Origin of the sequence: Streptomyces anulatus (assembly GCF_014650675.1) — a bacterium.
GTDB lineage: Bacteria > Actinomycetota > Actinomycetes > Streptomycetales > Streptomycetaceae > Streptomyces > Streptomyces anulatus.
In genome coordinates, this window is sequence record NZ_BMVK01000005.1 from 377,538 (window position 1) to 397,158 (window position 19,621).

A 19,621-nucleotide genomic window follows, 5' to 3' on the forward strand; every position below is an offset into this window, starting at 1 on the left:
TCGGCGGCCCTGATGGGCGGCATGCTGGTCCCCTTCGCCGGCACCGCGGGCGCCGCCCCCGCACCCCGCTCCGAGACCCCGCGCTCCGACGTACGCACCGAGAGCCACACCGTCACTCTGATCACCGGTGACGTCGTGCGTTACGTGGACGGCCCCGGCGACCAGGACACCGTCACCGTGGACCGCCCCGACGGCGCGAGCGGCGGCGTGCGCATCCAGCAGGCGGGCGAGGACGTGTACGTCCTGCCCGACGAGGCCACCACGCTGATCGCTGCGGGCACCCTGGACCGACGGCTGTTCAACGTCTCGGCCCTGGTGCGGATGGGATACGACGACGAGGGCACCGGCTCCGTCCCGCTCATCGCCACCTACCCGCCCGCACGGGGCAAGGCGCTGCCCGCCGCCCCGCGCGGCGCGAAGAAGGTCCGCACCCTCGAATCCGTCAACGGGGCAGCCCTCACGGCCGACAAGGACGACGCTCGGACGTTCTGGAGCGCCATCACCCGTACGGAAAAGGCCCGTTCGCTCGACGGCGGGATCGCGAAACTCTGGCTGGACGGCCGCTCCGAGGCGCTGCTGACCGAGTCGGTGCCGCAGGTGGGCGCCCCGCAGGCGTGGGCCGCCGGCTTCGACGGCAAGGGCGCCAAGGTCGCCGTCCTGGACACCGGCATCGACGCCGACCACCCGGACGTCAAGGACCGCGTCGTCGGCGCCCGCAGCTTCGTCCCGGGCGAGGAGGTCGACGACAAGAACGGTCACGGCACGCACGTCGCCTCCACCATCGCCGGGTCCGGCGCCGCCTCCGAGGGCGCCAACAAGGGCGTCGCCCCGGCGGCCGACCTGCTCGTCGGCAAGGTCCTCAGCGACGAGGGCTCCGGCGCGGACTCCGGGATCATCGAGGCCATGGAGTGGGCCAAGGCCGAAGGGGCCGACGTCGTCTCCATGAGCCTCGGCTCCCCGGTGCCCGACGACGGCACGGACCCGATGTCCCAGGCGGTGAACTCCCTCTCGGCGGACGGCGGTCCGCTGTTCGTGATCGCGGCGGGCAACGCGTACGGGGCGGGCACCATCGGCTCGCCCGGCTCGGCGGAGCAGGCGCTCACCATCGCCGCCGTCGACAAGCAGGACGGCCGCGCCGCCTTCTCCTCGATGGGCCCGCTGGTCCGCTCGCACGGCCTGAAGCCCGATCTGTCGGCCCCCGGCGTCGACATCAACGCCGCCGCCTCGCAGTCCGTCCCCGGCATCGAGGGCATGTACCAGTCGATGTCCGGTACGTCGATGGCCACGCCCCATGTCGCGGGCGCGGCGGCCATCCTGAAGCAGCGTCACCCCGACTGGTCCGGTCAGCGCATCAAGGACGCGCTGATGACCTCGTCCAAGAAGCTCGACGCGTACACCCCGTACGAGCAGGGCACCGGCCGGCTGGATGTGAAGGCGGCGATCGACACGACGATCGAGGCCACCGGCTCGGTCCAGGTGGCCTCCTACGACTGGCCGCACAGCCCGTCCGACCAGGTCGCCGAGCGCACCATCACCTACCGCAACGCGGGTGACACGGACGTCACGCTGAACCTGGCCACCGACACGGACGAGGCGGCGTACACGCTGTCCACCGACACGCTGACCGTCCCGGCCGGGGGCACCGCGGAGGCGGTCCTGTCCCTGGACCCGGCCGAGGTCGCCAACGACACCACCTTCTCCGGCCAGGTCGTCGCGACCGACGCGGCGGGCGCGACGGTCGCGCACACCGGCTTCGCGCTCACCAAGGAGAAGGAGCTGCACGACCTGACGGTGAAGCTCCGCGACCGGTCGGGCAAGCCGATGGACGGCCTCGTCGTCCTCGCCGAGCTGGGCGATCCGCAGCTCGGCCTCGTCCAGGTCAGCGGCGGCGAGACCACCCTGCGCCTGCCGCCCGGCAACTACACCGCCTGGGCCTCCGTGGACATCGACGGCGACCGCCCCGACTCCAGGGCCGTCGCGTTCCTCGCGGCCCCCGAGACGATCCTCACCGGCTCCACCACCGTCACCCTCGACGCCTCCAAGGCCCGCAAGATCGACGTGCGGACCCCGAAGGAGACCGAGACCCGCCAGCTCCGCTACGACATGGCGCGCACCGCCCCGGACGGCACCGTCCAGCGTGACGCGTTCCAAATCCCGCTGACCTACGACCAGTTGTGGGCGAGCCCCACCAAGAAGGTCACCCAGGGCAGCTTCAGCTTCCTGACCCGCTGGCGTCAGGGCGAGAAGCTGATCGACGTCGAGGCCGACGGCCGTGACGTGCCGGTCTTCGTCCAGGGCGGCGCGGCGGTCGCCGAGGACCGCAGGCAGAAGCTGAAAGCGGTGTACGCGGGCAAGGGCGCACCGGCCGACTACCGGGGTGTGGACGCGCGCGGCAAGGCGGTCGTCATCACCCGCAGCGCCGACGTCGCGCCCGCCGAGCGCCTCGCGGCCGCGCTGGCGGCCGGGGCCGAGGCGCTGTTCGTCGTCAACGACGAGCGCGGCGTGGCGATGGAGAGCTACACCCCGTGGGGCGAGCAGACCACGATCCCCGTCGCCTCCGTCCAGACGTCCGCGGGCGAGAGCCTGATCAGGGCGGCGCAGCGCGGCAAGAAGGTCCAGGTCGACCAGAAGAAGTTCGCGGACTACGTGTACGACCTGGTGGACCGCCACGACGGCACGATCCCGGACCGCTCGCTGGCCTTCGCCCCCTCGGCCCGTCAGCTCGCGAAGGTGGAGAACACCTTCTACGGCCACAAGAAGACGCTCGGCGGCGGCTACCGCTACGACATCCCGGACTACGGGCCCGGCCTCGGCTTCGAGGAGTACGAGCAGTTCCCGGACGTCCGCACCGAATGGGTCAACCCGCTGCCGGGCGACTCCTTCTGGTACGAGAACCACGCGGTCCTGGGCGCCGACCAGTCCGGCACGGCGCACGAGATGCGCAGCGCGGAGCTGGACTACCGGGCGGGCAAGGACTACCGCGCCGAGTGGTTCGCCCCGGTGACCCGGCCCCGCCTCGGCACCGGCTACTGGGGGCCGTTCCGCACAGTCCACAACGACGTCCAGTTCAACATCACCCCGTGGACGGACGCGGGCGCGGGCCACTCCGGCTCGATGCCCGAGAACGAGTACGACACCACCTCCTACGCCTTCTACCAGGGCGACAAGGAGCTGAAGAAGGGCGCGGGCAGGGCCGGATACGTCTGGGACCTCGCCGCCGAGAAGCTCCCGTACCGTCTGGTCATCGACTCGGAGCGGGACGCGGAGACCTGGAAGACGTCGACCCGCACCCACTCCGAGTGGGGCTTCGTCTCCGGCGCCCTGGAGCCGGGCGGCCCCCAGCAGGCCGACATCCCGATGCTCCAGCTGGACTACGCCGTCGACACCGACCTGGCGGGCGACGTCCGGGCCGGCCGCACGACGGAGATCGGACTCTCCTCCGGCACCCAGGAATGGCTGCCGGGCGCGGTGAAGGCGGACAAGGCCGCGCTGTCGGTGAGTTACGACGACGGCAAGCACTGGTCGAAGGTGGAGCTCCGCCGGCAGAAGACCGGTGAGTGGACCGCGAAGTTCCGCACCCCGTCGAAGGGCGCGACGTCGGTCTCGCTCAAGGCGCACGCGGAGGGCCCCGGCGGGCTCGTCGTCGACCAGGAGATCATCCGGGCCTTCGGCCTGAAGTGACCTGCTGACGTGGTCCCGCACTCCCCCGGGGGTGCGGGACCACGTGCGTCGGCCTCCGGCCGGTGCGGTTGGATGAGCCCATGAGCGTTCACGACGTGGCCCGCAGGCTGCCGGACATATCCGCCCTCACCGACCTCTGCCGTTCCCTGGCGATGCTCGACGCGATCCTGTGCCCCGAGTGGGACCACCGCTGGCACAGCTTCGACGCGCAGTGGTCGCCGACGGAGGCGATGGCCTCGATGCGGGACGGGTCGGGCGGGGAGTACTCCGTGGTCCTCTCCGCCGACGGCGCGTACGCGCGGGGCTTCGACCACGAGTCGCCGATGAGCCCGTACGTGGACGACGCCCCCTGGCCCGGGGTGCTCGACGAGGTGCCCGCCGTGTTCCGCCGTTACGTCGACGAGCCCTCGTTCACCGACGAGTTCGGGATGCCCGTCGTCACCGCCTGCCTCTGGCGCGCGAGCGACGACGACCGCTGGCGGGCGGGAACCATCGAGTTCCCGGAGGACGGCGAGGACTCCGACGGGGCCGACTGGCTCTTCCAACTCCTGGTCACGGGCACACCCGAGTCCTACCAGGAGTGGGCCGAGGACTATTTCGAGATCCCCGTCGACCTCGAAGCGGTACGCCACATCTATGCGCTGCGACCGCTGACCGACGACGTGATCACCGCCCTCGCCCCCGAGCGGATCCCCGCCGAACTGGCCGAGGACATCAAGGAGATCGGGTATCCGGCGGGCGTCGGGAAGTAGGCCGCGCCCCGGACGCCGTCCGTCTCCGCGTAATAGCACACGGGACGAAGCTACCGGGTCGGGACGGCGGCCGGCAGCCCCGGGCGGGCGCCTCCGGAGTCGGGGGGCCCGCCCGGGTCCGTGCCTACTTTCCGCTCTGCAGAGCCCCCCACGTGGCCGGGCCCACCTTGCCGTCGACCGAGAGCTTGCGGCTGGTCTGGTAGCTGCGCACCGCCGTCTCCGTGGCCGGGCCGAAGCTGCCGTCCGCGTTCACGGTGGTGCCGAGCGCCGCGGTCAGGGCCCGCTGGAGGCGCTTGACCGCCTCACCTGAAGCGCCCTTGGCCAGCGCCGGGGTGGTGCCCGCGGACAGCAGGGCCGTCCAGGTCTTCGGGCCGACCGTCCCGTCGGCCTCCAGCGTGCGGGCCCGCTGGAACACCTGCACCGCGCTCCTGGTGGTGGGCCCGAAGCTGCCGTCCGCCGCGCCCGCCTCGTAACCCTGGGCGTTGAGCAGCGTCTGGACGGCCTTGACCTGCGGACCGGTGGAGCCGGACTGCTGGGTCGTATACGTGGGGAAGGTCAGGCCGTCGCCGCCGCTGCCCGGGTCGCCGTCGATCAGCTCCATGTAGTGGTTCCAGTCCCAGTTGGGGCCGGGGTCGGTGTGATCGGCGCCGGGCGCCTCGCTGTGGCCGATGATGTGCGACCGGTTCTTCGGGATGTTGTACCGGGTCGCGAGGTGCTTGGTCAGGGCGGCGGAGGACCGGTACATCGCCTCCGTGTACCAGGCCGGGTTGTCGACATAGCCCTCGTGCTCGATCCCGACGGACGAGGAGTTGGTGCTGCCGGCGTGCCAGGCGGTGTCCTTCTCCAGGACCGACTGGGTGACCTCACCGTCCGAGGAGCGGATCGTGTAGTGCGCGCTGACCTGCGACGCCGGGTTCTGGTACCAGCTGATGGAACCGGCGTACGACCCCTGGGTGGTGTGGATGACCACCTTGTCGATGGCGGCCTTGCGGCCGACGACGAAGTTCCCGGAGTACGCGGGAACCCAGCGGGCCGAGGGGTAGTCCGCGCTCTGCGCGTAGACGTCGGACGCCGACACCGCGCCCTTGTCCGGGGAGACCGGCCGGGAGGGCACGAGAACCTGCTCGCCGCCGGACACCGTCGCGGCCACGCCCTCCGCGAGGAAGGTGAAGACCGAGTCCGCGTAGAGCGCGGCGGCCGGTCCCTCGGCGGCGCTGTAGCGGGCCACCGCCGGGTACCAGGAGTTCACGTCCCGGCGCTCGGCGGCGTCCAGGCCCAGCGCGTCGGCGTGGTCGCGCAGGACGGCCGCGCCGCCGAGGATGTTGGCCGTCGTGTCCCGGCGCAGCCGGGCCGCGCTCTCGCCGGTCAGCTCGGAGGCCTTCTCCAGGGAGCGGTTGGCCGGGTTGCTCGCCAGGTGCATCACGCCGTAGCCGTTCGCCTGGCTGGGCGTGCCCGCGTGGCCGTCGAGACGGCTCTCTCCGTAGCCGACGGCGGCCAGCAGATCGCGCGGTACCCCGTACTCGTGTGCCGCTTCGGCGAACGCGCGGTTCATCGGGTCGGTCGTGTCCGCTTGCGGGGCGGCGGTCGCCGGGTGCCCGGTCGCGAGGAGGGCCGTGGCGGTGAGGGCCGCCACGGCACAGGCGCGGGCGCGGGTTCGGGCGGCGGTGCGGAGGGGCATGAGGGCTCCTGCTCTGTGGGGGTGGGGTGGGGGTGGGGGTGGGGTGGGGGGTAAACGGGTGTGGGGGAAGAGAAAAGCCCTCGGGCCCGGGGTGGGCCAGAGGGGTGCCGAGCACGGTCAGGCTATCGACATGGGGTGGGCATGACAAAGAGTTGAAGAGCTGATTGTGCTGGCAACATCCTGCAAAATAACGGGAGTTGATCGCAGCGCTAGCCCTGTCGGGTGACGTGGAGCATCACCCGACAGGGGTGTCGGCACGGGTTGACGTGGAGTCGGCCCCTACCAGCGGTCGCGGTGGATGACGTCCGCCACCGGCCGCCGCCGTACAGGGCCGAAGTTGCCCGCGGGCCACCCCACCGGCACGGCGGCGAACGTCGCCATGTCCTCCGGGATGCCCAGCTCCCGCTTCCACTCCTGCTCCAGCATCAGATGCCAGATGGTGATGTTCGCCGCGAGCCCCAGCCCCCGGGCCGCGAGCAGCAGGTTCTGCACCCCCGGATAGACGCAGGAGCCCTCGGCCAGCGCCTGGAAACGCGTCTGCGTGTTCATCATGTGCTCCGTGCCCGCCGGGCCGAGCGCCCGCGCCGAAGCGGCGAGACCCTCCTCGTCCAGACGCGGCTCCGGGAACCGGTAGCACGGCACGATCAGCACCGGGGTGTCGGCGAAGTGGTCGCGCTGATACTCGATCGCCGCCACCATCCGGCCGTACGCCGCCTCGTCCATGCCCTCCGGGGCGTACTTCCCGGTCGTCGCCAGGTACGCGTCCACGCACCGCTTCCACAGCGGGGCGAGCCGCGCCATCACCTGGCGGTCGGTCACCACCACGTACTCGTAACACTGCATGTTGCCGCCGCTGGGCCCCCAGACGGCGGCCTGTATCAGCTGCTCGATCGTCTCGTCGGGCACCGCGTCCGGCTTGAGGCGGCGCATGGCGCGCATCGTGGACATGGTGTCGAAGAGGGCGGGGCCGCCGAGGGCGGACGGGTCGGCCTGAACCGTTTTCATGGTCATGATCGCGGAGTTTAGGCAGGTTCCTCCGCCGGTGTCTCCCCACCCCGCGTGCGAAGGTGCGGCCCGATCCGATTTCCGTTGCGGCAGCGGTAGTTGGGGTCGCACCGTGCCTTAGAATGACTGACCAGTCAGTCATTCGGCAGGGGGCTACGGCATGGCCAGAAGAGTCGATCCGGCGGCGCGCAGGGACCTGATCCTGAAGGCCGCGGTGCGGGTGTTCGCCCGGCAGGGATTCGCCGCGACCCGGGTGGACGACGTCGCCGGGGAAGCGGGCGTAGCCAAGGGCAGCGTCTATCTCCACTTCGACAGCCGGGACGCCTTGCTCACGGCCGCCTTCGAGGAGTACAGAGCCCACTCGCGGGCGGTGATCCAGCAGGCCCGCACCGGCCCGGGAGACGGACTGGAGCGGCTTGCCCGGCTGGTGCGGTCGGTGCTGGACATGGTCGTGGCCGAGCCCGAACTCGCCCGGATCCTCATCGACCTGTGGGCCGCCGGACGGCAGGGAGCCGCCTCCGGGGTGGACATCGCGGCCGTGTACCGGGAGTACCGCGCGGTGATCGCCGAGCTGCTCGCCGATGCCGAGGCGGAGGGGGTCTGCCGAGCCGGGGTGGGCGCGGGGCACGCGACGGTCGTCGTCGGGGCGATCGAGGGCTGTCTGGTGCAGTGGATCGTCGATCCCACGCTGCCGGTCGCGGAGCTGACGGCGCCTCTCCTCGACGTGTGCGTAGCGGGGCTGCGACGCGGGGGAGCGGAATGAGGGCCGCGGGGGTCACGGCGGCCCGTCGGATCGACGCCCTGCTGGTGGCCCCGGACGCCGAGCGGGGCGAGCGGATCATCTGTTACGCGGGGGCGCTCGCCGGCACCGTGTTCGCGACAGCCCTCGCCCTGCGCGCCCCGTACGCCTGGCCGGCGCTGACCGTGATCGCGGTGGTGGCCTTCGATCTGTTCGGTGGCACGGTCGTCAACGCCACCCGGTCCGCCAAGCGCCGGTTCCACCGGCCGGGGCGCTCCCGGCTCCACCACTTCGCGTTCGTGGCCGCCCACGTCCAGCCGTTCGCCCTGGCCCTGCTCGTCCCCGGGTTCGGCTGGATCTCCGCCGCCGTCGTCTACGCCCTCACGCTCGCCGGGGCGGCCTGCGTCCTGCTCGCCCCCGCGGATCTCCGGCGACCGGTCGCCTTCGCCGTCTCCGCCCTGGCGATCACCGCCGCGACGACCTCGGTGGCCGTCCCCGGCGAGTTGGCCTGGTTCGCCCCCGTCCTGGTGATCAAGCTGCTGCTGGCCCACCTGCTCCCGGAGCGGTGAACCCGGCGCTCGGCACGGGCCGGCGCCGGGTCACCCCGCCGTCTCAGCGCCGCGTCAGCCGGATGACCGGGATGTCCCGCTCGGTGCCCGCCTGATACTGCCCGTAACGCGGGAACAGTTCCACCAGCCCCGGCCAGACCCGCGCCTTCTCCTCGGCCGGGAGCGTCGCCGCGACGGCGCCGAACCGCTCGGTGTCCACGCGGAGTTCGACCTCCGGGTTCGCCTGGAGGTTCAGGTACCACAGCGGCGGGCGGTCCGAGCCGCCGTTGGACGCCACGATCAGATAGTCCTCGCCGTCCCGCCCGTACATCAGCACGGTGCGCCGCACCGTCCCGCTGCGCCGGCCGACGTAGTCCATCAGCAGGCAGGGCACGCCCAGCTGGGTGGTGCCCTTCGTGCCGCCGGAGGACTCGTACAGCTCGGCCTGCCGGGCGACCCAGTCGGCGGGGCTCGACGCGACCTCCGCGTCGCCGTCCTGCTCGGCCGTCATCGGTTTCTCCTTCTCTCGTGCCGTCCCGTACGGGCTGCGCCCCCATCCTGGCATCCGCCCGAGCCGCACCCGGGATTCGTACACCTGGACAGCCCTCCCACCGCACGGGGGAACGCGGACCGGGAACCCGCCCGGGAAGGCGTATAAAGGGTCCTTCCGGAGCAGCCGGCGTCCCCCGATGGCCCCTCCCCCCACCTCCCCTCACAACGCGGCCGGCGTCACCGCGTCACCGAGCCCAGGAGAGCCGAATGAGCACTTCGGAAGAGATCAGCGCCCTGCTGGTGACGAAGTTCGGAACCGACCCCGGGGCCATCCGCCCCGATGTTCCGCTGCACCGGCTGCGGCTGGACTCCCTCGCGCTGGAGGAGCTGCGGCTGCTCATCGAGGACCGGCTGGACGTGGACCTGGAGGATGTCGCGCTCACCTCGCGCGACACCGTCGGCCGCCTCGTCGAGGCCGTTCACGGGAAGGTCTCGGCGTGAGCGCGGCCACCGGCCGGTCCTACCGGCGGGCGCCGCTCGCCCCGTTCGCCGCCGCCGTCACCGGCGTCGGCCTGGTCACCGCGGCCGGTACGGGAGCGGACGCCGCCTGGCACGGCGTCACCGAGGGCCTCGTGCCGGCCGTCGGCCCCCGGCCCGAACTGGACGGTCTGCCCTGCGACTTCTTCTACTCCGTCACCGACTGCGACCCGGCAGCGGTCCTCGGGGTGGCAGCCCAGCGGCTGATGGACCGATTCGCCCAGCTCGCCGTCATCGCCGCCCGTGAGGCCGTCGCCGACGCCGGACTCGACCCGGCCGTCTGGGACAGCGGCCGGGTCGGCGTCGTCATCGGCTCCGCCCACGGCGGACTGCCCTTCTACGACGAGCAGCACGCCGCCCTCGCCGGGCGCGGGCCCCGCCGGGTCTCCCCGAAGCTCGCCCCGCTCAGCGTCGTCAACGGCGCCGCCAGCAGCGTCAGCCTGGACCTCGGCGTCCACGGGCCCAGCCAGGCCGTCTCCACCGCCTGCTCCTCCGGCACCGTCGCCATCGGCACCGCCCACCAGATGCTCCGCTCCGGGGCCTGCGACATCGTCGTCGCGGGCGGCGCGGAATCCACCTGCACCCGCCTCCTGATCGCCAGCGCCTGCAGCCTCAAGGCCGTCTCCACACGCCGCGAGGACCCCGCGAGCGCCTGCCGCCCCTTCGACACCCACCGGGACGGCTTCGTCGTCGGCGAGGGCGCCGGGCTGATCGTCCTGGAACACCCGGACCACGCCCGCGCCCGGGGCGCCACCGTCCGCGCCCGGGTGAGCGGCTACGGGGCCTCCAGCGACGCCCACTCCGCCGTCGCACCGGACCCCGACGGCCTCGGCATCGAACGCGCCCTGCGCACCGCGCTCGCCGACGCCGGCCTCTCCCCGGCCGACGTCGGGCACGTCAACGCGCACGGCACCTCGACGCTCTCCAACGACCTGATCGAGGCGACGATGCTCCGCCGGGTCCTCGGCGAGAGCCCCCTGGTGACCTCCACCAAGGCCATGACCGGCCACACCCTCGGCGCGGCGGGCGGCATCGAGACCGCGCTCACCGTGCTCGCCCTCCAGCATCAACTGGTGCCGCCCACCGTCAACCTGGACGCACCCGACCCGCAGATCCCGATCGACGTGGTGGCCAAGGAGGCCCGCGGCGCCTCCTTCGACTGCGCCGTCAAGACCTCGCTCGGCTTCGGCGGCCACAACGCGGCACTCGTCCTCACCAGGGCCTGAGCGGAAGGGAACGCAGGAGCATATGCCCGAGGAGATCATCCGGACCCTGTCGGTCGACGGAGTGCGCTACAGCTACCGCGTCCTGCCGGGCGCCCACCCCGGTGAGCCCCCGGCCACCGAACCGACGCTCATTCTCGGCGGCGCGCTCCAGGGGATGTTCGGCTGGCCCCAGATGGACGACCACCTGGGCCCGGCGACCGACGTCGTCACCGCCGATCTGCCCGGCATGGGCAGCGCCGACCCGCTCCCGCCCGGCCCCAGCGCCGATCTGCTGCGCCGGGCCGTGCTCGGCATCGCCGACGACATCGGCGCGCCCCGGCTGAACATCTTCGGGTTCTCCTACGGCACCGCCATCGCCTTCGGCTTCGCCCGCCGCCATCGGGAGCGGGTGGCGCGCCTGGCCCTCGGCGGGGTCCCGGTCCACATCGACGCGGTCCAGGTCGCCTGCTGGGAGCGGGCCCGGCAGCAACTGGCCGCCGGGGACCGCGAGGGGTTCGCCGCGACCGCCGCCGACGCGCTGATGTGCCTGGACCCCGAACGCCACGTACACCGGCGGGAACTGGCCCGCCGGTATGTGCGGCGCTCCTTCCTGCACGCGCTCACCCACTCGCCGCACGCGGCGGACTCGTTGTACCGGGCGCTGGCCGACCGGCCCGACTTCTCCGGGGGGCTCACCGGCGTACCGGCGCTGGTCTTCGCCGGGGAGCACGACACGGTGACGCCGCCCGCGCGGCAGCGGGAGTTCGCCGCGACGATCGAGGGCAGCCGGTTCCTGACGATCGGGGAGTCCGACCACTGGGTGGTCCTGGAGCGGGCCGACGAAGTGGCCTCGCTGGTCTCCCGGTTCTTCATCGGGCGGGAGCCGGTGGCCGACGAGGCCGGTGCCGTCACCCTGCCGCGCCAGGCGGGTGCCCCGGCCGGGCGGACCTGAGCGGGGCCCCGGCGGGCCGGACCTGAACGCGACCTCGGCGGGGCCGGCCGGCGATCCGGTCCGCCCCGCCGAGGACGTGCCTCAGTACCTCAGTGCCAGAAGCCGCCGCCGACCTTGACCCGCACCACCTGCGGGTCGTGGTCGCTCGCCTGGTCGGCGAACTCGGCGTTGATGTGCACCACGTCGTAGTCGGGGCGCCGGATGCCGGGGCTCGTCAGGATGTGGTCCAGCGTCTGCGAGTTGCCGTCGAAGACATAGCTGTACCGCTCCGACGGGGGGAGCGTCGCGATCAGCGGCTTGAGCGCCCTGCCCTTGGTCAGCGCCTTCATCGTCGGGGAGAACTCGAAGTCGTTGAAGTCCCCGAGCGCGACGACCCTGGCGGACCTGTCCGCCTTCAGCAGCGCGGCGACGAAGGTGTTGACCTCGGCGGCCTGCTGGATCCGCTTGGTCTCCGAGGAACGCGTCGGCTCCTGGTAGCGGCCGTGCAGCGGCTGGTCGCCGCCCTTGGACGCGAAGTGGTTGCCGATGACGAAGACCGGCTTGCCGCGGAAGACGAACTCGCCCACCAGCGGCTTGCGGCTGTCCGCCCACGCCGGGCTCGCCGGGTTGATCCGGCCCGGGGACGCGGAGAGCTCGACGCCCTTCCAGGTGTCGACGGCCCGCACCGGGGTGGTGGCGTCGCCGCCCGCGCGGTCGGTGAAGGAGACCCGCTGCGGGTTGAAGAGGAAGACGTTACGGATGTTGCCGCCGGGCTCGCCGCCGTCCTTGTTGTTCTCCGGGGCGATGTAGCGCCAGGCGTAGCGCGGCCCGCCCTTCGCGACGATCGCGTCGGTGAACCGCTTCAGCGTCGCCTCGGAACCCGTCGTGCCGTCGTTCACCGCACCGTTGTCGTCCTGGATCTCCTCCAGCGAGACGATGTCGGGGGAGGACAGGTTGACCGCGACGCCCTCCGCCAGGGTGTCGAACTTGGCCTGGTCGTCGCGCGCGTCGAGGTTCTCCACGTTGTACGTGGCGACCGCCAGCTCGTCCTTCTTCTGCTTGCGGGTCACCTCGCGCCGCAGCTTCTTGTCGACGACCGTGCCCAGCTCGGTGGCCTGCACGTTGTAGCCGCCGTAGCTCGCGTAGTCGAGCACGCCGGTGGTGCGGCCCTTCAGCACGTCCCCGACGTTCGCCGTCGGGACCGGCCGCGCCGGGTCCAGCGACATCACCTTGAGGCGGCCGGTGTTCTGGTCCTCGTACGAGGCGTAGAGCGTGCCGCCGCGCCGGGTCGGGTTCTCCCTCGGCTTCACGGTCACCCAGATCTCGTCGTACGCGGTCGTCGCCCCGGTCACCCGGGTGTCGGCGAACTCGACCCGGGAGCCCTCCAGCGCCTCGTACAGGTCCAGCGCGTACCGGGACGGGTCCAGGGGCAGCGCGTCGATCGCCCCGCCGTCCGCCGAGGGCACGTAACGGCCGGGCACCGAACGGGCGTCGAGGACGACCGGGGCGGGCAGCGCGTTGCCGGAGGACAGGACGGTGAAGCGGGGCGCGGTGATCTGGGTGAGGGACTGGGTGCCGGTGCCCGGGTAGTACTCCGCGACCTTGCCGCTGACCAGGACCGCGTCGCCGACCTTCACGGCCGGTGCGGTGGAGCCGGTGTAGACGAACAGGCCCTCGCCGGTGCGCGGGTCGCCGTCGGGGGCCGTGTCCTGGATCCAGAAGCCGCGCGAGCCACTGGCCCGCACCCCGGTGACGACGCCCGGGACGCCGGTCACCGACGTGCCGTCGAGCGGGGAGACACGGGTGGTGCCCTGGATGTCGTGGATCCGTACGTCGCCGGGCTCGGTGGGGCCGGGCTCCTCGGGCTCCTGCCCGCCGCCGGACGTCTCGCCCTTGGTGTTGACCGGCGTCGGGGCGCCCGCGGCGAGGTCGGCCGCGTTGTCGTCGGTGTCGGCGAGCGAGGCGGCCCGTGCGACGGACGCGGTGGCGGACGCGCCGGGGACCGGGCCGCTGCCCTCCCGGACGACCGCGGAGCCGTAGCCGACCAGGTCGACGATCCGGGTGTCCGCCGCACAGTCCGCCGCCGACTTGCAGGTGAGCGGGGCCGTCCCGGAGACCAGGGCGACGGTGCCGCTCCCCGCCGCCATGGCGACCGTGCCGGTGGCGTCGGCGGTGGGCAGCGCGACGGTTCCGCCGGTTCCCGCGGCCTGTGCGACCAGGTAGCGGCCGCCGGGTGCGATCGCCCCGGACAGCTCGGAGACCTGCCACTGCGAGCCGGCGGACGGGCTGCCCGGCAGGTACTGGACGCTGAGGCCGCCGACCTCGAAGGGCGCGGAGCCGGCGTTGGCCAGCTCGACGAAGTCCCGGGTCAGCGTCGCGCCGGAGTTGCCCCCGCCGCCGTACACCTCGGAGATGACGGCGGTGGCGGACGGGGCCGCCTGGGCGGCGGCGGGCAGGGCGGTCACCGCGAGAGCGACGGCGACGGCGCCGGTCAGCAGAACGGAACCGGATCTGTGTATCTGCACGGGAGGTGCCCCCAACTGAGTAGTAGGGCCAAAAACTATGCGCGTAGAACAGGGCGTGACAAGGCATCATCGGTTAATTCCCGGCATCATCCGGATGGAGGGCGGGTACACCCGCCCCGCACGGCTCGCCGGACGCCCGCTTCGCGCGCCTGCCGCGTGCCCGCCACACGCCTGTCACGTGCGGCAATGATGGGCAACACGCCCTGCTGAGACGGCCGTCCACGATGCGGTCAGCGGTTTGACCGGGTTAGGCCGTTCCGGCTACGTTGCGCGCCATGCAGCGATCCGCACACCTGACGACGCGAGGTCATGTCGACCTGAAGCGCGTGTGCTCCGCGGCGTGTCACCGGGTCTGACCGCAATCCGCCCCGGCGCGACCGCCGCCGGAGCCCTTCCGGTGTGCGTACCCGGGGCGACCGTTCCACGGGAGAAGCCGAACCCGCTCCGGCCCGGCGCCTGCGGGTCCCCGGCACGAGGCTCCGTCCGGACGCCTTCCCGCACGGCCCGCTGCCATCGAGGACCTGTGAAGACACCTGTGAAGCGTCCGCCCGTGCCCGCCCGCCGTCCTGCCCCGCTGCGCCGCTCGGACATCCCGGCGGCAGGCCCCGCCCGCCGAGTCTCCGGCACCGGCTCCGTGCTGAGCGCGATCCTCGACCACGGGCCCGTCGCCCGGTCCAACGTCGCCCGGCTCACCGGTCTCTCCCCGGCGGCGGTGACCGGGCACGTCGGGCAGTTGCTGGCGCGCGGGCTCGTACGGGAGGGCGCGGAGACCGCCGGGCCCACCGGGCTCGGCCGTCCCCACATCCCCGTCGAGATCGACACCGGCCGCTATCTGGTCGCCGGGGCCCACGTCGCCGTCGCGCACTCCACCGTCTCGCTGATGGACCTGCGCGGCCGGGTCGTCGCCGAGGACCGGCAGCCGCACGCCCTCGGGGCGACGGGTCCGTACGCCACCGTCCTCGGCCGGTCCCCGCGCGGCCTTTCCAGCGGCCCGGCCCTGCTGCGCGACCTCGCCGACCGGCTGCCCCGGCTCGTCGAGGAGCATGCCGCCGGCCGGACCGTCCTCGCCCTCGGTTTCGCCACGGGGCACCGGGTGGACCCCGCCGCCGGGGTCGTCGTCGAGCATCCGCATCTGGGCTGGCGGGACGTCCCGGTGCGCGAGATCCTCGAAACCGCCACCGGTCTGCCGGTCCATGTGGACAGCCACTCAAGGGCGTTGGCGCGCGCCGAGCAGTTGTTCGGCGAGGCGTCGACCCGGGTCAGCACGGTCCTGCTCTTCGTCGGCGCCGTGGTGGACGCGGCGTTCGCCAGCTCCGGGAACATGCATCTGGGCCCCCGCTCCGGTGCGGGCAGTGTGGCCCATCTGCCGTTGGGTTCGGGCGGATCGGGTGGTGCCGAGCCCTGTTCGTGCGGCCGGACCGGCTGCCTCCAGTCGGAGGTCTCCGAGCGGGCCATGGTGCGCCGGGCTGCCGAACAGGGCCTGTTCGTCGGCTCGTTCGCCGAACTGCTCGACGGAGCCCTGGCCGGGGACGAGCGGGCCCTCGGACTCTTCCGCCGCCGGGCCCTGCTCGTCGGCCGGGCGGCGGCCCTGCTGCTGGACATGTTCGACCCGGAGGTCCTCGTGGTCGTCGAGCCGGGAGCGGGCCGCCTGCCGGAGTGTCTGGCGGACCTGCGGGCGGAGGTGGCGAGACGCTCGTGGGTCTGCGACGACCCCGAACGGACCGTGGTGCCGAGCAGCTTCACCGGATCGGTGCTGGCCACCGCGGGCGGCGCGGTGGCGCTCGGCGCGCTGTACGACGACCCGCTGGGGCCCTGGCCCGCACTGCCCGCGGTGTCCTGACCGCACCGGCCGACCCCGGTCCGCGGCCGGCGCGGAAGCCGACTTAATTCAGAACGTTGCATTGTTGACCGGCCCGATGACCTCAAAGGACAATGGATTCATGACCAGCCGACAGCGTATTCAGCAGAGCGTGCCCCGCACGGCTCGCCGCTGTCGCACGGCTGCGCCGGTGAGTTTCCTCTCCCGGGCCTGTCGTTGTCTCCGCTGTCCGGGTTCCCGATAAACCCGGCTGACTTCCAGGCGGCTTCTGTCACTGGTCGACCCGCGCGGGGAATTTCCTTTCCCGCTGTGTGATCCGTGCTGCCCGCCCGTTCCTCTGTGCGCCTGTGTGCCTGTGCGCCTGTTCGCCTGTGTTTCGCGCTTCGGTGCTTCTGTGTGCCCTTTTCCGCATTCCCCTCCTTCCACTCCGGGAGAGATGTTGACCATCACCGTGCCTTCCTATGCCCCCGTCTACGCCCCCGACCGTTTCAAGCAGGTGTTCCGCCGCTATCCGGCGGGCGTGGTCGTCGTCACCGCCGACTCCGGCCGCGGACCCGTCGGATTCACCGCCACCTCGCTCACCTCGCTGTCCCTGGACCCGCCCCTGGTCTCGTACGGCATCGGTGTCGCGGCCTCCTCCTGGCCCCATGTCGAGGCGGCGGCCTCCACCGTCGTCAACTTCCTCGGCGCCGACCAGGAATCACTCGCCCGTACCTTCGCCACCAGCGGCATCGACCGGTTCGCCGCCCCCACCGCCTGGCGGCGACTGCCGGAGGGCGAGCCGGTGCTCGACGGAGTGGCCGGCTGGCTGCGCCTGGAGACCGAGCGGATCGTGCCCGCAGGGGACCACCGGATCGTCATCGCCCGGGTCACCGATTCCTGGCTGGACGAGGATCGGGCCCCGCTGCTGTTCCACGACGGCGCCTACCACTCCCTCTGAGACCAAGGAACGCACCCCATGCCTCGTCACCGGACCAACGATATTTCCGCCACCACCGCGCGAACCGTGGACCGCAGGTCCTTTCTCGCCCTCGCCACCGGATCGGTTCTCGGCCTCGCCGCCTGCTCCCCGGGGGTCGCGACGGTGGCCAGTTCCGAACCCACCGGAAAACTCCCCTCGGGAGCCCCACCGCCGGGCACGAAACTGGCCGTCGCGGTCCGCACGACCCGACTCCAGCTCGAACCGGCCGGTCTGAAGAAGGATCTCGCCTTCACCGTTTCCGCATGGCCGAACCTCACCGCGGGACCCGACATCATCCAGGGATTCCGGGCGCAGTCGATCGACCTTGCCTCCAACGCCGGAATTCCACCGATCCAGGCCAAGGCCATCGGTGTGAAGACGAAGATCGTGGCGATACAGGTGCGGCCCCGGCCCATCTACACCTTCGCGACGGCACCCGGCTCCTCCATCGCGTCGGCAGCCGACTTCCGGGGCAGGAAGATCGGCTTCTCGCAGGGCCAGGCCCAGGGCGTCGTCGTCCTGCGCGCCCTGAAGGAGGCCGGGCTGAAGAACAGCGACGTCGAACTCGTCGCCCTGCCCAGCACCCAGTTCCTCACCGCCCTGCAGTCCGGACAGGTCGACGTGGCCCCGCTGGGCGAGCCGACCCTCACCAAGTACCTCGACCAGTACGGCAAGGACGGCGCCATCGGCCTCAAGACCGACGTCGTGGACCTGCTCACCGTGCTGTGGGCCCCGGTGGAGGTCCTGAACGACCCCGCCAGGGCCGCCGCCGTCCGCAGCTTCGTCCCGCTGTGGGCCAAGGGCCTGGTCTGGGCCTGGGAGAACTCCGACGAGTGGATCGACACCTACTACGTGAAGGACCAGGGCGTCTCCGAGGCCGACGGCCGGCGCATCGTCTCCTCCCACCACCAGCCGCAGTTCCCCGTCAGCTGGGACAAGGCCATCGCATGGGAGCAGGAGACCGCCGACCTGATGGCCGAGGGCGGGTTCGTGCCGAAGCAGGACGTCTCCGACCTCTTCGACCGCCGCTTCGAGGGCCTGGCGGCCGAGTCCGTACCCGCCGCGTACCGGGAGACGCCGTGAACGATCAGTCCGTAACAGCCGCGTGGGGGACGACATGACCGACCTGCTGCCCACCGCCCGCTCCGGCCCCGCCCTGCTCATCAAGGGCGCGCCCGCCGAGGACACCGCTCACGCGGGGCCCACCGTCGCCCGAGGCACCCGCAGGCGGCTCGGCCCCGGGCGGGCGGTCCCCTTCGGCCGGCTCATCGGCCCCGTCCTGCTCGTCGCCCTGTGGTGGGCGGCCTCGGCCTCCGGCCACCTGGACCCGCGCATCCTGTCCGGACCGGGCAGCGTCCTCTCCACCGCCGCCGACCTGGTATCGACCGGGCGGCTCCAGGACAACGTCCTCATCTCCCTCCAGCGCGCCGGACTCGGTCTCCTCTTCGGCGTCACCGCCGGAGTGGTCCTCGCGGTCACGGCCGGGCTCAGCCGCAGCGGGGAGTACCTGCTCGACGGCCCCCTCCAGATCAAGCGCGCCATCCCCTCGCTCGCCATGCTGCCGCTGCTGATCCTCTGGCTCGGCATCGGCGAACAGATGAAGGTCACGGTGATCGCACTCGGCGTCGCGGTCAACATGTACATCAACACCTACGCCTCGCTGACCTCCATCGACAGCCGGTACGTGGAACTCGCCGAGGGGCTCGACCTCGGCCGCGCCCAGTTCCTGCGCAAGGTCGTCGTCCCCGGCTCGCTGCCCGGCTTCTTCGTCGGCCTGCGGCTCGGCGTCACCTCGTCCTGGCTCGGCCTGATCGTCGTCGAGCAGATCAACGCCACCAGCGGCATCGGCTACATGATGTTCCAGGCCCAGCAGTACGCCCAGTCCGACGTGATCATCGTGGGCCTGGTCGCCTACGGGATCTTCGGCTTCGCCTCCGACGCGGGAGTGCGTGCGATCGAGAGGAAGGTCCTGTCATGGCGACGCACCCTGGCGGGCTGATCACCACGGCCCCGCCCGCCGTCCGCACCACCCGGCTGGTACGGAGGTTCGGCGACCGGGTCGTGCTGAAGGAGCTGGACCTGACGGTGGCGCCGGGGGAGTTCACCGCCCTCCTCGGCCGCAGCGGCTCGGGCAAGTCGACCCTGCTGCGGGCCGTCGCCCGGCTCGACCACACCGTCGAGGGATCCGGTGAACTCGTCGTCCCCGAACGGGTGTCCCTCTCGTTCCAGGACTCCCGGCTGCTGCCCTGGCTCCGCGTCCTGGACAACGTGACCCTCGGGCTGCGCGGCCCCGGCGCCCGCGAGCGCGGCCTGACCGCCCTGGAGGAGGTGGGCCTGGCCGGCCGGGACCGCTCCTGGCCGCACGAGCTCTCCGGCGGCGAGCAACAGCGCGCCGCACTCGCCCGCGCCCTGGTCCGTGAGCCCGAACTCCTTTTGGCCGACGAGCCGTTTGGGGCGCTCGACGCCCTGACCCGGATCAAGATGCACGGCCTGCTGCGCGAACTGTACGAGCGCCACCGCCCCGCGGTGCTCCTGGTCACCCATGACGTGGACGAGGCCGTGGAGCTCGCCGACCGGGTCCTGGTCCTGGAGGACGGTCTGATCTCCGTCGACCTCGCCATCGACCTGCCGACCCCGCGCTCCCGCCGGGACGCCCGCTTCCAGGAGTACCGCGACACCCTGCTCACGGCCCTCGGGGTGGCTCAGCCTCCGCTGCCGACGACGGGCTGAACCGCCGGCCGCCCGCCA

General features: G+C 72.3%; 16 protein-coding genes. 12 read left to right on the forward strand and 4 right to left on the reverse strand.

The features are described from left to right. Positions 1-21 precede the first annotated feature (21 nt). Both IE272_RS15790 and IE272_RS15795 read left to right on the forward strand, forming a co-directional pair. A complete protein-coding gene (locus tag IE272_RS15790) occupies positions 22-3,681 on the forward strand; it encodes a S8 family serine peptidase (protein WP_190007179.1) in 3,660 nt (1,219 codons plus the stop codon). 80 nt (positions 3,682-3,761) lie between these two features. Next, positions 3,762-4,433 (forward strand): hypothetical protein, encoded by a 672-nt coding sequence (locus IE272_RS15795; protein ID WP_190007124.1) that lies wholly within the window; start codon positions 3,762-3,764, stop codon positions 4,431-4,433. A gap of 124 nt (positions 4,434-4,557) precedes the next feature. Here IE272_RS15795 and IE272_RS15800 read toward each other — a convergent pair whose 3' ends face one another. Beyond that, positions 4,558-6,111, reverse strand: coding sequence for a peptidoglycan-binding protein (locus tag IE272_RS15800; protein WP_050357280.1), 1,554 nt, complete (start codon positions 6,109-6,111; stop codon positions 4,558-4,560). A 279-nt stretch (positions 6,112-6,390) separates the two neighbouring features. After that, the gene (locus IE272_RS15805; protein ID WP_190007125.1) at positions 6,391-7,122 is read right to left on the reverse strand and encodes a nitroreductase family protein; all 732 of its coding nucleotides are present in this window, start codon (positions 7,120-7,122) and stop codon (positions 6,391-6,393) included. Positions 7,123-7,276: 154 nt separating this feature from the next. Between IE272_RS15805 and IE272_RS15810 the strand changes: the two genes are divergently transcribed. Both IE272_RS15810 and IE272_RS15815 read left to right on the forward strand, forming a co-directional pair. Then, the gene (locus tag IE272_RS15810; RefSeq protein ID WP_056698203.1) at positions 7,277-7,879 is read left to right on the forward strand and encodes a TetR/AcrR family transcriptional regulator; all 603 of its coding nucleotides are present in this window, start codon (positions 7,277-7,279) and stop codon (positions 7,877-7,879) included. After that, positions 7,876-8,424, forward strand: a complete 549-nt coding sequence (locus IE272_RS15815; protein WP_056698201.1) for a hypothetical protein — start codon at positions 7,876-7,878, stop codon at positions 8,422-8,424. The genes IE272_RS15810 and IE272_RS15815 overlap by 4 nt, the downstream gene beginning before the upstream one ends. A gap of 43 nt (positions 8,425-8,467) precedes the next feature. Here IE272_RS15815 and IE272_RS15820 read toward each other — a convergent pair whose 3' ends face one another. Beyond that, on the reverse strand, positions 8,468-8,914 hold the full coding sequence (locus IE272_RS15820; RefSeq protein ID WP_050357282.1) for a nitroreductase family deazaflavin-dependent oxidoreductase: 447 nt from the start codon (positions 8,912-8,914) through the stop codon (positions 8,468-8,470). A 248-nt stretch (positions 8,915-9,162) separates the two neighbouring features. Here IE272_RS15820 and IE272_RS15825 point away from each other — a divergent pair, with 248 nt between their 5' ends. From IE272_RS15825 to IE272_RS15835, 3 genes are read left to right on the forward strand one after another with little or no spacing between them, the layout of a single operon-like run. After that, positions 9,163-9,396 (forward strand): acyl carrier protein, encoded by a 234-nt coding sequence (locus IE272_RS15825; protein ID WP_032791027.1) that lies wholly within the window; start codon positions 9,163-9,165, stop codon positions 9,394-9,396. After that, positions 9,393-10,658 carry a beta-ketoacyl-[acyl-carrier-protein] synthase family protein gene (locus IE272_RS15830; RefSeq protein ID WP_050357283.1) on the forward strand — a complete coding sequence of 422 codons (1,266 nt, stop codon included), beginning with the start codon at positions 9,393-9,395 and terminating at the stop codon, positions 10,656-10,658. Before IE272_RS15825 ends, IE272_RS15830 begins: the two co-directional genes overlap by 4 nt. 22 nt (positions 10,659-10,680) lie before the next feature. After that, a complete protein-coding gene (locus IE272_RS15835; RefSeq protein WP_007449082.1) occupies positions 10,681-11,589 on the forward strand; it encodes an alpha/beta fold hydrolase in 909 nt (302 codons plus the stop codon). 89 nt (positions 11,590-11,678) lie between these two features. Here the strand turns inward: IE272_RS15835 and IE272_RS15840 are convergent, their stop codons facing one another. Next, complete coding sequence (locus IE272_RS15840; RefSeq protein WP_190007126.1) at positions 11,679-14,093, reverse strand: DUF8508 domain-containing protein; 2,415 nt, start codon at positions 14,091-14,093, stop codon at positions 11,679-11,681. Between the two features lie 535 nt (positions 14,094-14,628). Between IE272_RS15840 and IE272_RS15845 the strand changes: the two genes are divergently transcribed. From IE272_RS15845 to IE272_RS15865, 5 genes are all read left to right on the forward strand, one after another. Beyond that, positions 14,629-15,933, forward strand: a complete 1,305-nt coding sequence (locus tag IE272_RS15845) for an ROK family transcriptional regulator (protein ID WP_190007127.1) — start codon at positions 14,629-14,631, stop codon at positions 15,931-15,933. Positions 15,934-16,348: 415 nt separating this feature from the next. Then, on the forward strand, positions 16,349-16,852 hold the full coding sequence (locus IE272_RS15850) for a flavin reductase family protein (RefSeq protein ID WP_057666584.1): 504 nt from the start codon (positions 16,349-16,351) through the stop codon (positions 16,850-16,852). An 18-nt stretch (positions 16,853-16,870) separates the two neighbouring features. Continuing rightward, entirely contained in the window at positions 16,871-17,956 is a 1,086-nt protein-coding gene (locus IE272_RS15855; protein ID WP_050357288.1) for an ABC transporter substrate-binding protein, read from the forward strand. Between the two features lie 34 nt (positions 17,957-17,990). Then, positions 17,991-18,872: an ABC transporter permease gene (locus IE272_RS15860; protein ID WP_190007128.1), complete on the forward strand. Its 882-nt coding sequence runs from the start codon at positions 17,991-17,993 to the stop codon at positions 18,870-18,872. Continuing rightward, positions 18,848-19,603 (forward strand): ABC transporter ATP-binding protein, encoded by a 756-nt coding sequence (locus IE272_RS15865; protein WP_050357289.1) that lies wholly within the window; start codon positions 18,848-18,850, stop codon positions 19,601-19,603. Before IE272_RS15860 ends, IE272_RS15865 begins: the two co-directional genes overlap by 25 nt. The last annotated feature ends 18 nt before the right edge of the window (positions 19,604-19,621 follow it).